The sequence below is a fragment of the Clostridium sp. UBA871 genome, assembly GCF_002295255.1.
Classification (GTDB): domain Bacteria; phylum Bacillota; class Clostridia; order Clostridiales; family Clostridiaceae; genus Clostridium_J; species Clostridium_J sulfidigenes.
Map to the genome: position 1 here is coordinate 490,453 of NZ_DBFV01000003.1, position 14,802 is coordinate 505,254.

Here is a 14,802-nt window from a genome sequence, read left to right on the forward strand (position 1 = left end):
ATAAATATTTATGTAGAGAACTATTTATACATAAAACTATTTAAATATGGAAAAATAAAACTATTTAAATAGTTGTTCTGTTTATGCGGGTTTGAAGGAGTTTTCTACTATAAATAGTAGAGAGGAATAGATAAAATGAAAGTTAGGGATTATCTTAAATCAAGAATTGGCTTTTTAATAATTAATGGAGTCCTATTTATGATTTTTGTATCTATTTTAATATTTTTAAATGTAGGGAGTGGACTAATATTTTTATCTTTCATATTATGGTTTACTCCATTAAGTACATATTTAACCCTTGAAGTTATTAAACATAAGAAATTTCTAGACAATATTACAGGAACTATAGATAGCTTGGATAAAAAGTATTTGCTTCCAGAGGTTATGGAAAAGCCAGATTTTTTAGAAGGTGAAATAGTTTATCAAGTTCTTAAGGAATGTAATAAAAATATGCATGAAAATGTAAAAAAGTATGAATGTACCCAAAAAGAATATAGAGAATACATAGAAATGTGGGTTCATGAAGTAAAGACGCCTATTGCTTCTGCTAGACTTATTATAGATAATAACGAAAGTACGGTAACAAATAAAATTGGACATGAATTGAAGAAGGTAGAAGATTTTATAGAACAAGTCCTTTATTACTCAAAGAGCAACGATGTAAGTAAGGACTATATTATAAGAGAATTTAATTTAGAAGAAGCTGTTATGGAGATTTTAAGAAAGAATTCTAGAGATTTCATAAATAAAAAAATATCCTTAGAGATAGGAGATATGGGAGGTAAAATTTTCAGTGATATAAAATGGGTGGAATTTATTTTAAATCAAGTTTTAGGAAACGCCATAAAGTACTCTAAGGAATCAAATGGGATAATAAAAATATATTCAACTTCTACAGAAAATAAAATAACTTTAACTATAGAAGATAATGGTGTTGGAATTTCAGAAAGAGACATTTTTAGGGTTTTTGAAAAAGGTTTTACTGGGGATAATGGAAGAAAGTTTGGTAAATCCACAGGAATGGGATTATATCTGTGTAAAAAACTTTGTAATAGACTTGGATTGGGGATAAGTATTGAGTCAAAGTTAGAATATGGAACTAAGGTGTATATAAATTTTCCCCTAGGAAGATTTACTAGTTTCTAATAATAGCTAAAATAAAAACTGATTGGATAAAAATTAATCTCAATCAGTTTTTTTGTGGTAAATATTTGATTATATTATACTTATACCTAGGACTTCAATAGTCTAAAAAACAGGGCTACTCCTAATTTTATAGATGAACTTCTAGACTTTCATTATTATCTTACGAAAATGAAAGATTAATGACATGAAATTAAATACAACATATTTTTAGAAAAATATATAATAAGCTCATAAAGTTAAGGAAAAACTTAAAATGTATTTTAGGAGGATGAATTATGGAAAATGTCTTAAAGGTTGTAAATATAGAAAAATATTATGGTGGAAAGGGAAATGTGACTAAGGCTATTGATAATATAAGTTTTGAGGTAGAGAAGGGGGAGTTCCTTGGAATAATGGGACCTTCTGGAAGTGGTAAAACTACACTTTTAAATTGTATATCTACCATTGACACAGTGACTACAGGAAATATAATTATAAATAATAAAGATATAACTAGTCTTAAGAATAATGATATTGAAAAGTTTAGAAGAGATGAGCTTGGATTTATATTTCAAGATTTTAATCTTTTAGATACATTAACTGCTTATGAAAATATTGCATTGGCACTTACTATACAAGATGTAAAACCTAAAAGTATAGATGGAAGAATTAAAGCAGTAGCAAACAAATTAGGTATAAGTGAAATTATAAATAAATATCCTTATGAAATGTCTGGTGGTCAAAAACAAAGAGTTGCTTCAGCTAGAGCTATCGTTACTAATCCATCACTAATTTTAGCTGATGAACCAACAGGAGCATTAGATTCTAAGTCTTCTAGATTATTACTAGACTCCTTTGAGAAATTAAATGAAGAACTAGAAGCTACTATACTCATGGTCACACATGATGCGTTTACAGCTAGTTATGCTCATAGGATTTTATTTATAAAAGATGGAAAAGTATTTAATGAACTAATTAGAGGAAATGATAGTAGAAAAGAATTCTTTAATAGAATTATTGAGGTAGTGACATTACTTGGAGGTGACAGTGGAGATGTATTCTAAAATTGCATTAAATAATGTAAAGAAAAGTTTTAAAGACTATACCATATATTTTTTAACTTTAACCTTTGCCGTTTGTATATTTTATAGCTTTAACTCTATAGAATCACAAAAGGCAATGTTTGAAATAAGTAAGAAGGAAGCTAGTTTTATAGATATGTTAACTACAGTTATTTCTTGGGTATCTGTATTTGTGTCAGTAATTTTGGGTGGACTCATTGTTTATGCAAATAACTTTATGATAAAACGAAGAAAAAAAGAACTTGGTGTATATATGACATTGGGTATGAGTAAAAGAAAAATCTCAAGTATTTTAGTGTCTGAATCTTTTTTCATAGGCCTTATGTCTTTAGTAGCAGGGTTAATCTTTGGTATAGTTTTATCACAAGGATTATCTCTTTTTACAGCGAAGTTATTTCAGGTAGGCATGAGTGAATACAAATTTGTATTTTCACAAAATGCTGCTGTAAAGACTATAGCTTATTTTGGAATAATGTTTTTACTTATAATGATATTTAATACCTTTGTAATTTCAAAATACAAACTTATAGATATGATAAATGCTAATAAGAAAAGTGAAAATATAAAGATTAAAAATCCTATAGTATCAATTATTATTTTTATTTTAGGAGTAGGAATACTTATAACTGCTTATAAGTTTATAATAGAAGTGGGATTAGACATAACTGATTCTAGATTTACTATTTCGATAATACTGGGGATTCTAGGAACTATATTATTTTATTATGGATTAGCTGGATTTATATTGTATGTAATCAAGAATAGTAAAAATATATACCTTAAAAAACTAAATATATTTGTTACTAGACAGATAAGTAGTAAAATTAACACAAATTTTGTATCTATAACAGTTATATGTTTAATGCTCTTTATAACTATTTCTATATTATCTACGGGATTGAGTTTTAAAAATTCTTTAGAAAGTAGTCTTAAGGATACAGTACCTTTTGATGTCTCAGCTAGAATTATAAATTTTGAAGGCTCGGAAAACAAAACTATAGAACAGGCCATTAAAGAATTGGGGTTCAATTTCACAGATAAAGAAAAGTATGTAGTATTACAAGAGTATAGACTAGAAGAAAGTTATGGTGATTTATTAAAGGGATATGGAGATGGCAAAGAAGATAAATTTCTAGATAAAGGTTATAATGACATGTCAGCTCTAAAGATAAGTGATTATAATAAACTAAGAGAGTTAAATGGACAAAGTCCTATAGACTTAAAAGAAGATGAAGTATTAATAACCTCTAACTTTAGTAAATTAGTGCCTTTAGTTAAAAGCTATATGAAGGAAAACACAGTAATTAAAATAAATAATATAAACTATAATATAAAAAATCAAGAGCTTATTACAGAAGCTTATGAAAGCACAGGCTTTGCTAATAATTTCTTTACAGTAATACTTCCAGATAAAGCTTTAGAAAACCTTAAGCCCTATGACTCTATATTAAATTGTAACTTTGTAGGTGAAGATAGAGAAAAACGAGAATCAGAAATAGGAGAAATATTCAAAAATAGCAGAGATGAAAATGCTTCGGGTAAAGACTTTATAATATTAGGTGATACTAAGACTGGCATATACAGTATGACAAAAGGAGCTACTACAACAATTTTATATATAGGTATATATATAGGGATTGTATTTTTAATATCTAGTGCAGCAGTCCTTGCTCTTCAACAATTATCAGAAGCTAGTGAGAGCATTGATAGATATAAAGCTCTAAGAAGGATTGGAGCTTCAAGAAAGATGATAAATAAAACTATATTTATTCAAACTTTAATATACTTTGCAATGCCATTAGTATTAGCTATAATTCACTCCATAGTTGGAATTAGTGTAGCTAATGAATTTATATCTCTTTACGGCAATGCAGAGATAGGGGCTTCAGCCACTATAACAGCACTACTGATAATAGCTATATATGGAGGCTATTTCTACGCCACCTATATAGGCTATAAGAATGTAACTAACACTCCAAATCTATGATTTGGCTAAGTGTTAGTTACTCCAGGGAATGAAATGAATATATTTTTTAGTAGTAAAGGTAGCCTTAATGGCTACCTTTATATTTACATATAAGGTTATATTACATAACTACTATCAATTTTTAGATGAGAGTTTATAAACCACATCACACATATTAGCAACTTCTGGAGAATGGGTAACTAAAATTATGCATTTACCATGATCATGTGCCAATTTTTGAAATATTTTTATAATACTATTTTCTGTTTCAACATCAAGATTTCCAGTTGGTTCATCTGCTAAGATTACTGCAGGATCATAGGATAATGCTCGTGCAATAGCAACACGTTGTTGTTCACCACCGGATAACTTTAATATTCTACGATTAGCTGTAGTTTCATCCAATCCTACACTATTTAATAGTTCTAAGGCTTTTTCTTTTTTATTTGATATTTTTTTACCTGATATGTCTATTGAAAGAATAACATTTTCAATGGCTGTTAAGTGAGTTAAGAGATTGAAACTTTGAAAAACAACTCCAATAAAATTACTTCTATATTTACAAGAATTGAGTTTGCTTATATCTTTTCCATCAAATAAAATGGAACCTTGTGTTGGCTTGGCAAGTCCAGATAATAAGGAGAGAAGGGTTGTTTTACCGGCGCCAGATTTTCCTACAATAGAATAAACTTTATTATCTTTAAATTCATAATTCATGTGACTTATAATTTCATGTTGCTTATTGTCATAAGAATAACATAAATCTTTTAGTATAAAAGAACTCATAATAACGGCCCCCTTTAAGTACGATTACTTAAGATTTTTAATGGTTCATATCTAAGAATAGATATTACTGCTGTTGCACTTGATATCAAGGCAAGTAAAATACCTAGTCCTAATAGTTGGAATAAAACAACAACATCTATACTTGCTGTAATATCTTTAACATAATTAATTTTTGTTTTACTATTAGACGGCCTTGACATGCTACCTTTACTACTGTCCATTCTACCTTGAAATTCACCACCGAAGTTTTCTTTAGTTGTTTGGTTAGATGTTTCTACAGAAGCAATTTGATTTTCTAACAACTTATCTGCGATTGGAACAGAAATAGTAGCACCAATACAAATGCTTATTACTATGGAGATAAATGTAATGATAAATGCTTCAGATATAAATTGAGTTGCAATTTTTACTTTATTCATACCAATAGCAGCTAATACCCCAATTTCATATTTTCTTTCTCTTGCAGCAAATAGGTTGAAAATAATTAGTATAGCTGCACCTATTATTAAAACAACTAAAAGAAAATACAGTGAATAATTGCTTAAGTTATTTAGTGGTATTAGGCTTTGTTCGTAGGAATCAACATCTTGTGATGAAATTGTATAGATTGTATCATCTAAACCAAGAGCAACAACGTCTGTTTCAAAAGCCTTATAGTTTTCAATATTAGAGAACACGTATGTACCACTTTCCTGACCACGTAAAGCTGTAGAGATTTCTATTCCTGATGTTTCATCAGTCTCAACTGTTGCATTTGATTTAGATTTATCAACAATTGAGTTTAAGGCATTGAAACTTACATAAATTTGATTTGCAGGATCAGATGAAGCATTAAAACCCATCATGTTTCCTTGTTGAGAGGTAGAAGATTCACTATTGTTATATATACCGCAAACTGTCATTGCTACATTTTCTTCCTCATTATTTGGATTTACTAATGTGATACTATCTCCAATCTTCAATTCATTAAGAATGGCTAATTCATCACTAACAATGCATTGTGGTTCCGTTGTCTCTGAATCAAACACAGTTCCATCTGTAATTTTTTTTGTACCATTCTTAAATGATGTCATTGCATCGTGGGAACTGTATCCAATAATAGTGAAATCTCCCTGACTCCCCATTTTACCAAATCCCTTATTACCATTTGGGTTATTCACTGGCATTCCATTTGAATTAATAGAATCTTCTTCATTTGTAGTAGAGGTATCTACGGGTGATAAAGTGATATCGCCGTTAAGAGAAGAGGTAATAGTATAGTAAAAATCATTTACAAATTTAGATTGTGCATAAATTTGCATTTCCTCTAATGATAAATTTTGTGAACCTTGTAATGTTTTTAATTTATCATTAGAGGATTCAGCATTTTTCATTAGTGATTGTCGGTCTACGGATATTTGTGCAGTAATTTCCAATGAATCAAGAGAGGCCTCCCTTGAAGTTTCTGCACTTTGTCTAATACTAAGGGCAATACAAGCGGAAACAGAAATAATTATTGTTATAATTGTAATTAAAATATTTCTAACTTTTGCTCTTGTAATACTTTTTAAGGCATTTTTAAAGATGTACATAATAATCTTCCTTTCTAACAGAGATTAAATTTTCTAAGTGGTTACCTGTGAGATTAATTATGAAATACTTACCTTAAAATAATCTTAAAAATGTAATATATAAATAAAGTTTCTACACTCTAATAGTTTAATTATATATTAGAATATAGAAACATTATTATAACGAAAATATTAAAAAATTTATTCCAATTTTAGCTCCACTCTATTCTTGAAAAATTATTAGCTAGTAAAAATTTTAACTAATATAAAATTTATTTATATTTAAATGATATTACATTAATTATATACTTATACAGATTAATCCTGTAAAATAATATTATGATAGACAAATGGAAAATAAAAAAATTTATTTAAAAAAATGTTAAGGCGGTTTTTGGAAAGTTTTTATAAAAGCTTTAAATTTATAGATGTAGAGGTGGAGAAAATGAAAAAAGTCTTAATTCTTGGAGGAAGCTATTTTATAGGAAAAGCCATTGTAGAAGCTTTATTAGGTTCTCAGAAAGATTATGAAATTTACACCTTAAATAGAGGAAGCAGAAAAACCGAAGATAAAAGAATTACTAATATAATTTGTGACAGAGAAGATTTAGATGAAATGAAAAAATGTCTTAGTGAGCATGAATTTAATTATATAATTGATGTGTCTGGACTTAATGTAAATCAGTTAGAAATTCTTCATGAAGCCTTAAATTATGAAAAGTTAGAGAAATATATTTTTATTAGTTCAAGTGCTGTCTATGATGTAGAAAATTATAAAATACCTTTTAAGGAATCATTTATGTTAGGTAAAAATAAATATTGGGGAGATTATGGAACAAACAAAATAGAGTGTGAAGAGTTTTTAGAGGATAAGTATAACTATAGTAATGTTCAGCTTATAATACTACGCCCTCCTTATGTTTATGGAGAAAATAATTATGCAGCAAGGGAAGGCTTTATTTTCCATCATATTATCAATGATAGGCCTATTCTAATTCCTAATGATGGAGAGACTAAAGTTCAATTTATCTACTCTAAGGACCTAGGCAATTTAGTAGAAGGATTTTTAGAGACAAATCAAGATAATCTATCTATTTATAATGTTGGGAATAGTGAGGCAGTGACCTTTAATACATGGATAGAATTATGTGAGAAGGCTGCTGGTAAAAAGGCAATAAAGTATCATTTTTATTATGAGGAGAAGGGGTATAATGAGAGAGACTTCTTTTCATTTTTTAATTATGACAATGTGTTGGATGTAAAAAAAGTCCATAGTATATTTAAAGAAGAAACTTCTATGGAGGAAGGCTTAAAGAAGTGCTATCAATGGTATCTTCATAATGAATCTACGGTTATGATGAAAAAGCATGTAGCAGAAAAGGAAGAAGAAATTTATAAGTTATTAGGAAAATAGTTCATAGTTTTATAATATGGATGTATAACTATGAATTTAGTAATATATGGAGATTAAAATGGATAAGTTAATATTTTGGGATTTTCAAGGTACATTAGCTCATAATGAGTGGATGCTTAGTAAAGCTTTATTCAAGGTTTTATGTAAGTATGAACCATATACGGAAATAGGTATTGAAGATTTTAAGAAAATCTCATTAGTGGGATTTCCTTGGCAACAACCTGAAAAGGAATATGTGAATCTCACTTCTAGTGATGCTTGGTGGAACCATGCTGAAGATATATTAATAAAGGGATATATAAAGTTAAATATCTCAGAAGAAAAAGCAGCTATCTACTCAAAAGAAATTAGACAAGTACTTGCATCAGGAGAAAGTTTTCAACTATATGAAGATACAATAGAAGTATTACAGTACTTTATGAAAAAGGGTTATTCAAACGTAATACTCTCAAATCATATTCCTGAATTACCTAAGATAGTAGAGAAATTAGCATTATCACCGTATATAATCGATTGTATATCATCTGCTAATGTTGGATATGAGAAGCCAAATCCTAAAATATATCATTATGCTTTGAAGAAGCATTGCAATTATAGGGATATATGGATGGTTGGAGATAGTATTTTAGCTGATGTAACAGGTCCAGAACATGTTGGAATTAAAGCAGTATTAGTAAGATCTAATACAGAAGAAAATGTTAGATATTACTCAAAGGATTTATTAGGAGTGAAAGAAATAATAGTATAGAAAATTAATATTGAAAATGGTTAGCAATAAGCTATTGAGTTCATACAGGATAAGATAATCATTAGATTTAGAAAAACTATTTATTATACTGTGATAATTAAAAATACATTGGAGGATAGCTATGATAAAACAGTACACAAATTTAAATAATTTAGATATGTCTAGAGAAATAAAAGAAAATATTGAAAGAATATTCATGGGGAATAATGGAGAAAAGACCTTAGAGCACAGTATTAATGTTGCTAAAACTAGTATTATAATTGCAGAAAAATATAACTTAGATAAAGATGTTTGTGAAATTGCTGGATATCTTCATGACATTAGTGCAATTATTAGCCCTGAAGACATGCTACAGTATGCTAAGGATAATAATTGGTATATAGATGAGGCAGAAAAAAAGTACCCATTTTTATTACATCAACGTTGTTCAGTTAAATTAGCAAAGGAAGGTTTTAACATAGAAGATAATAATATACTAGGTGCAATAGGTTGTCATACTACTTTAAAATTAAATCCTACACCATATGAGATGACTTTATTTATAGCTGACAAACTTTCATGGGATCAAGATGGAAGACCTCCTTTTTATGATTTGGTAAAAGAAGAATTAGACAAGTCATTATATCATGCATCTTTAGCATATATGAATTATATTGTAGATAATAAGTTAATATTATATCCACATAAATGGTTTATAGAAGGAAAACAATGGCTAGAAGAATTTATTAATAAAATAGGTAATTAATTAAATGTATATATAATGGATGAACTTTAGATAAAGGGTAGGGGGAGTTTTATATGGATTTTTTATATATTGTTATAGGGGTTATAGTTGCTGAGTTTATATGTTCAATATTGTTTAAAGGAGTTAATGATAGCATTATTGGACTTTTTAAACCGATGCAGAAATTTGTATCAAAATCTAAGAAGAAGAAAATATGGAGTGCTATAGGGTATGGTATTGCTGTTTTTATTGCTTTGACAATTAAGGATAGTTTTGAACTACATTACATTTGGTATGGTATATTAATTGGAGTTTTATTGTCTCTTAATGACATAATCTTTGAGAGAGGAGTATTTGAGAAGAGAATAGACAATTTATAATAATATTAAAGTATAAAATTTTATAGTATTAATAAGGTATAAAGCTAGTTTTATGATAGCTTTATACCTTTTATTTTAATTTATTTTAGACATAACTCTTTTAAATTCGGATATTGCACCACTAAGAGAAATTAAATCTTCATCTGGTAGCACAGATAACTTTTCCTTAAGAAAGCTTTTCATTAAATCCTTTTTGATTTTAAAGACTTCATGGGCTTTTTCTGTTATTTCAATTCTAATAACTCTTCTATCCTTTGGATCTTCATATCTATTAACATAACCACACTCAAGGAGTTTATCTATTATTGGGGTCATATTGGGTTTAGATATACAAAGGTCTCTAGCTATACTAGACACCGATGAAGGTCCATTTTGAGCTAGGTAAAAAACCACTTTTACATGAGATGGTGGCACAACTGTATTTTTCATAAAGTCTTCTAATTTTATAATCTTTTTATGAAGTACCATCATAAGAAGGAAAAAGTCCTCAGATAGTTTAGTTAAATTTTTTTCATCCATAATAATGCTCCTTTGGCTGTAGTATTGAATTTCTATATTAAAATCGTTAATTAAAAATTAAAAAATTCACAATAAAATAGTTATTGACTTATAATAGTTATAAAACTATAATTAATATATGTTTATAACTGTTATATACTTATAAATAATATAATATCATAATTTATATAAATTAATAAGTATTTTATAAGATTATTATAAATAAATTTTTTTTAAATTGCAAATAAACTGATAAATTGTAAATACTATTGTTATCTATGTTCATATAGCATAGGTAATAAAGTATTTTGTTTTTAGTTTATTTCTTAGTGATTCATTATTGTAAGAGGGAGTGGAGGAATATGTTCAAGTTAATTAAATATTTAAAGAACTCAGTGGTGCCAATTATCATCATAATTGGATTACTAATTGTTCAAGCAGTCTGTGACCTTTCTTTACCTGACTATACTTCTAATATAGTAAATGTTGGAATTCAGCAGGGGGGAGTAGAAAAAGTTACACCAGAAGTAATTAGAAAGAGTCAATTAGAAAAGTTAGAACTATTTATTAGTGAAGAGGATAGAATAGAAATTAAGAGTAATTATACTTTGTTAGATAAAGATTCTCTTAGTGATGAAGAATACAATAAATATGTGAAGAAGTATCCTTCTTTAGAAAATGAAGGTGTATATAAGCTTACAACTAAGAAAAAGGATAAAGAAACCATTGAAAAGTTAAATGGAATATTTGCAAGGCCAATGTTAGTAGTGCAAGGCTTTGAAAGTGACAGTGAAGAAAGTAAGGCCATGAAAGCAGCAATTATAGCGGAGTTTCCTCCTAATATGGGTATAGATGAAAATGCAGATATATTGGAAGTGATGTCACAGTTACCGCAGGAACAGCGAGATACTATGATGAAAGATATAGATAAAAATTTTGAGAACTTACCTAATACTATGATAGACCAAGCAGCTATTAGTTATGTAAAAAATGAGTATAATAATATTGGTTTGAATATAGACAAAATGCAAACTAACTATCTTCTTTATACAGGAGGATTAATGATACTTATAGCCCTACTAAGTATGGCTGCTACAGTAACTGTTGGATTTATTGGGGCTAGAGTGGCAGCAAACCTTGGTAAAAACCTTAGAAGTAAAGTATTTTCTAAAGTTATAGGTTTTTCTAATGCAGAATTAGATAAATTTTCTACTGCGTCACTTATAACTCGTAGTACCAACGATATTCAGCAAATTCAAATGCTTATGGTAATGCTTCTAAGAGTAGTATTCTATGCACCAATCTTAGGAATTGGTGGAGTAATAAAGGTTTTAAATACAGAAACTTCAATGGCTTGGATTATTGTTGTTGCAGTAGTTGCTATTTCAGCAGTAGTAATTGTTTTATTTACAGTAGTTATGCCAAGATTCAAGAGGGTTCAGAAACTAGTTGATAGGATTAACCTTGTAACTAGAGAAATTTTGACTGGTATGATGGTAATTCGTGCCTTTAGTACAGAAAGACATGAAGAAAAAAGATTCGATAAAGCAAATAATGATTTAACCAAGAATAATTTATTTGTCAATAGAACTATGGCTTTAATGATGCCAACTATGATGTTGATTATGAATGGAATTACTATTTTAATAGTATGGAATGGATCACATAGCATTGATGCAGGAACCATGCAAGTTGGAGATATGATGGCATTTATTCAATATACAATGCAAATTATAATGGCATTCTTAATGATATCTATGGTTTCAGTGATGTTACCTCGTGCTACAGTTTCAGCTGGGCGTATAGATGAAGTATTATCCACTGAATATGTAGTTAAGGATCCTGTAGCTCCAATAAAACTTGAAGAAGATAAAAAGGGATTTCTTAAATTTAATAATGTTTCCTTTAAGTATCCAAATGCTGAAGAAAATGTTCTAAGTAATATAACTTTTACTGCTATGCCTGGAGAGACTACCGCATTTATTGGTAGTACAGGAAGCGGTAAATCCACCCTTATTAATCTTGTACCGAGATTTTATGATGTGACTGAGGGAGAAATACTTTTAGATGGAATTGACATTAGAAAAGTAAGTCAACATGATTTAAGAGAAAAGATAGGTTATGTACCTCAAAAAGGAGTGCTATTCTCTGGTACCATTGAAAGTAACTTAAAATATTCAGGTAAAAGTATTACAGACGAAAATATGATAAAGGCTGCAGAGATTGCACAAGCCACTGACTTTATTAAAGGTACTAAGGAGAGTTATAATACTGAAATATCTCAAGGGGGTACTAATGTTTCAGGAGGCCAAAAACAAAGACTTTCTATTGCAAGAGCTATTGCTAAAAAACCAGAGGTATATATTTTTGATGATAGTTTCTCAGCTTTAGATTTTAAGACTGATGCGGCATTACGAAAAGCCCTTAAAAAAGAAACATTAAATAGTACAGTTCTAATTGTAGCTCAAAGAATAAGTACTATTCTACATGCAGAACAGATAATAGTTTTAGAGGAAGGTAGAATTGCAGGTATTGGAACTCACAATGAGTTAATGAAAACTTGTGATGTGTATAAACAAATAGCACTATCTCAACTTTCAAAGGAGGAGTTAGCTAATGAGTAAGGAGCAAAATATGAAAAAAGGACCTATGGGTGGTGGAGGACCTATGGGACGTGGACCAATGGGAGGTGCTGGAGAAAAAGCTAAAAACTTTAAGGGCACCATGAAAAAGCTTATTAGTTATCTTAAACCTTTTACTGCATCCATAATAATTGTTATAATATTTGCCGTTGGAAGTGCTGCTTTTTCTATTATTGGACCTAAGGTTTTAGGTAAAGCTACCACTAACATTTTTAAGGGACTTGTAGGTAAGATAACAGGTTCAGGAGTAGGCATAGACTTTGAATATATAGGAAGAATTTTATTAATACTTTTGATTTTATATATAATTAGTACATTATTCTCTTTTGTACAAGGTTTTATAATGTCAGGAGTTACTCAAAAGGTTTCATATAATCTTAGAAAAGAGATTTCTGAAAAAATTAATAGAATGCCTCTTAAATATTTTGATAATAAGACTCATGGTGAAGTTTTATCACGGGTAACAAATGATGTAGATACCGTAAGTCAAAACTTAAACCAAAGTATGACTCAAGTTATAACTTCAATTACTACATTAATTGGAGTACTAATAATGATGATTTCAATAAGCGGTATCATGACAGGGGCAACTCTCCTTATATTGCCAATATCTATGTTTTTAATATCGGTAGTAGTTAAGAAATCTCAAAAACACTTTAGAAATCAACAGAAATATTTAGGAAATGTTAATGGTCAAGTAGAAGAGGTTTATGGAGGTCATAATATAGTTAAGGCCTTTAATGGAGAAGAAGAGGCAATTAGAGAATTTAATAAGTTAAATGATAAATTATACGACTCGGCTTGGAAGTCTCAATTTTTATCTGGAATGATGATGCCTATTATGACCTTTGTGGGAAACTTAGGCTATGTAGTAGTGTCTATTTTAGGTGGATGGCTGGCTATTAAGAAAACTATTGAAGTTGGAGATATTCAATCCTTCATTCAATATGTAAGATCTTTTAATCAACCAATAGCTCAGTCAGCTCAGATAGCAAATCTAATGCAATCTACAGCAGCGGCTGCAGAAAGAGTTTTTGAATTCTTAGCAGAAGAAGAGGAAGTGCAATTTGCAGAAAACCCTATTAAAATAAAAAATCTGTTATTGTCAGAAGATGAGGGAGAAGAAATTCAAGGTGAAGTAAACTTTGAAAATGTTCACTTTGGGTATAAAGAAGATAAGATTATTATCAATGATTTTTCAGCACATGTAAAACCAGGACAGAAGGTTGCTATAGTTGGACCTACTGGAGCAGGAAAAACTACCATGGTTAAATTGCTTATGAGATTTTACGATGTGAATAGTGGAGCTATCTTAATAGATGGTCATAATATTCAAGATTTCAACCGTCAAGATTTACGTAGTATATTTGGTATGGTACTTCAAGATACTTGGTTATTTAATGGCTCTATTAAGGAAAATATCAGATATGGTAGATTAAATGCCAATGATGATGAAGTTATTGCTGCAGCTAAGGCTGCCAATGTGGATCACTTTGTAAAAACTTTACCTGATGGATATGATATGATTTTAAATGAAGAAGCTAATAACGTGTCTGCAGGTCAAAAGCAATTACTTACTATAGCTCGTGCAATTCTTGCAGATCCTAAGATTCTAATTTTAGATGAAGCCACTAGTTCTGTAGATACTCGTACTGAGGTTTTAATACAAAAGGCAATGGATAATTTGATGAAGGGTAGAACTAGTTTTGTAATTGCTCATAGATTATCTACTATAAGGGATGCAGATTTAATCCTTGTAATGAAAGATGGAGATATAGTAGAACAAGGAAATCATAATGAGTTACTTGCAGCCAATGGCTTCTATGCAAACTTATATAATAGTCAATTTGAAGACATTAAAGAAGATGTAGTTTAATAACTAAATAA

Annotated in this window: 12 protein-coding genes; 9 read left to right on the top strand and 3 right to left on the bottom strand. The window is 29.2% G+C overall.

Going from position 1 to position 14,802, the window contains the following annotated elements; all coding sequences use genetic code 11:
- Positions 1 to 135 precede the first annotated feature (135 nt).
- The 3 genes from B3086_RS03930 (at position 136) to B3086_RS03940 (ending at position 4,194) form a co-directional block, all read left to right on the top strand.
- A complete protein-coding gene (locus tag B3086_RS03930) occupies positions 136 to 1,146 on the top strand; it encodes a sensor histidine kinase (RefSeq protein WP_346849124.1) in 1,011 nt (336 codons plus the stop codon).
- A gap of 275 nt (positions 1,147 to 1,421) precedes the next feature.
- The gene (locus tag B3086_RS03935; RefSeq protein ID WP_346849123.1) at positions 1,422 to 2,189 is read left to right on the top strand and encodes an ABC transporter ATP-binding protein; all 768 of its coding nucleotides are present in this window, start codon (positions 1,422 to 1,424) and stop codon (positions 2,187 to 2,189) included.
- On the top strand, positions 2,179 to 4,194 hold the full coding sequence (locus B3086_RS03940; protein WP_346849156.1) for an ABC transporter permease: 2,016 nt from the start codon (positions 2,179 to 2,181) through the stop codon (positions 4,192 to 4,194). Before B3086_RS03935 ends, B3086_RS03940 begins: the two co-directional genes overlap by 11 nt.
- Before the next feature lie 114 nt (positions 4,195 to 4,308).
- On the opposite strand, the gene B3086_RS03945 is transcribed toward B3086_RS03940, so the two are convergent.
- Together B3086_RS03945 and B3086_RS03950 are read right to left on the bottom strand one after the other, a co-directional pair.
- Positions 4,309 to 4,959 carry an ABC transporter ATP-binding protein gene (locus B3086_RS03945; RefSeq protein WP_346879592.1) on the bottom strand — a complete coding sequence of 217 codons (651 nt, stop codon included), beginning with the start codon at positions 4,957 to 4,959 and terminating at the stop codon, positions 4,309 to 4,311.
- A 14-nt stretch (positions 4,960 to 4,973) separates the two neighbouring features.
- Positions 4,974 to 6,530, bottom strand: a complete 1,557-nt coding sequence (locus B3086_RS03950) for an ABC transporter permease (protein WP_346849121.1) — start codon at positions 6,528 to 6,530, stop codon at positions 4,974 to 4,976.
- 424 nt (positions 6,531 to 6,954) lie between these two features.
- Between B3086_RS03950 and B3086_RS03955 the strand changes: the two genes are divergently transcribed.
- From B3086_RS03955 to B3086_RS03970, 4 genes are all read left to right on the top strand, one after another.
- Positions 6,955 to 7,923 (top strand): NAD-dependent epimerase/dehydratase family protein, encoded by a 969-nt coding sequence (locus B3086_RS03955; RefSeq protein WP_346879591.1) that lies wholly within the window; start codon positions 6,955 to 6,957, stop codon positions 7,921 to 7,923.
- 58 nt (positions 7,924 to 7,981) lie between these two features.
- Positions 7,982 to 8,671: an HAD family hydrolase gene (locus B3086_RS03960; RefSeq protein WP_346849119.1), complete on the top strand. Its 690-nt coding sequence runs from the start codon at positions 7,982 to 7,984 to the stop codon at positions 8,669 to 8,671.
- A 121-nt stretch (positions 8,672 to 8,792) separates the two neighbouring features.
- A complete protein-coding gene (locus B3086_RS03965) occupies positions 8,793 to 9,416 on the top strand; it encodes an HD domain-containing protein (RefSeq protein WP_346849118.1) in 624 nt (207 codons plus the stop codon).
- Positions 9,417 to 9,469: 53 nt separating this feature from the next.
- Positions 9,470 to 9,775 (top strand): hypothetical protein, encoded by a 306-nt coding sequence (locus B3086_RS03970; RefSeq protein ID WP_346849117.1) that lies wholly within the window; start codon positions 9,470 to 9,472, stop codon positions 9,773 to 9,775.
- 75 nt (positions 9,776 to 9,850) lie between these two features.
- On the opposite strand, the gene B3086_RS03975 is transcribed toward B3086_RS03970, so the two are convergent.
- A complete protein-coding gene (locus tag B3086_RS03975; protein ID WP_346849116.1) occupies positions 9,851 to 10,294 on the bottom strand; it encodes a MarR family transcriptional regulator in 444 nt (147 codons plus the stop codon).
- A gap of 341 nt (positions 10,295 to 10,635) precedes the next feature.
- Between B3086_RS03975 and B3086_RS03980 the strand changes: the two genes are divergently transcribed.
- On the top strand, positions 10,636 to 12,897 hold the full coding sequence (locus tag B3086_RS03980; protein WP_346849115.1) for an ABC transporter ATP-binding protein: 2,262 nt from the start codon (positions 10,636 to 10,638) through the stop codon (positions 12,895 to 12,897).
- On the top strand, positions 12,890 to 14,791 hold the full coding sequence (locus B3086_RS03985) for an ABC transporter ATP-binding protein (protein WP_346879590.1): 1,902 nt from the start codon (positions 12,890 to 12,892) through the stop codon (positions 14,789 to 14,791). The genes B3086_RS03980 and B3086_RS03985 overlap by 8 nt, the downstream gene beginning before the upstream one ends.
- Positions 14,792 to 14,802: the final 11 nt, after the last annotated feature.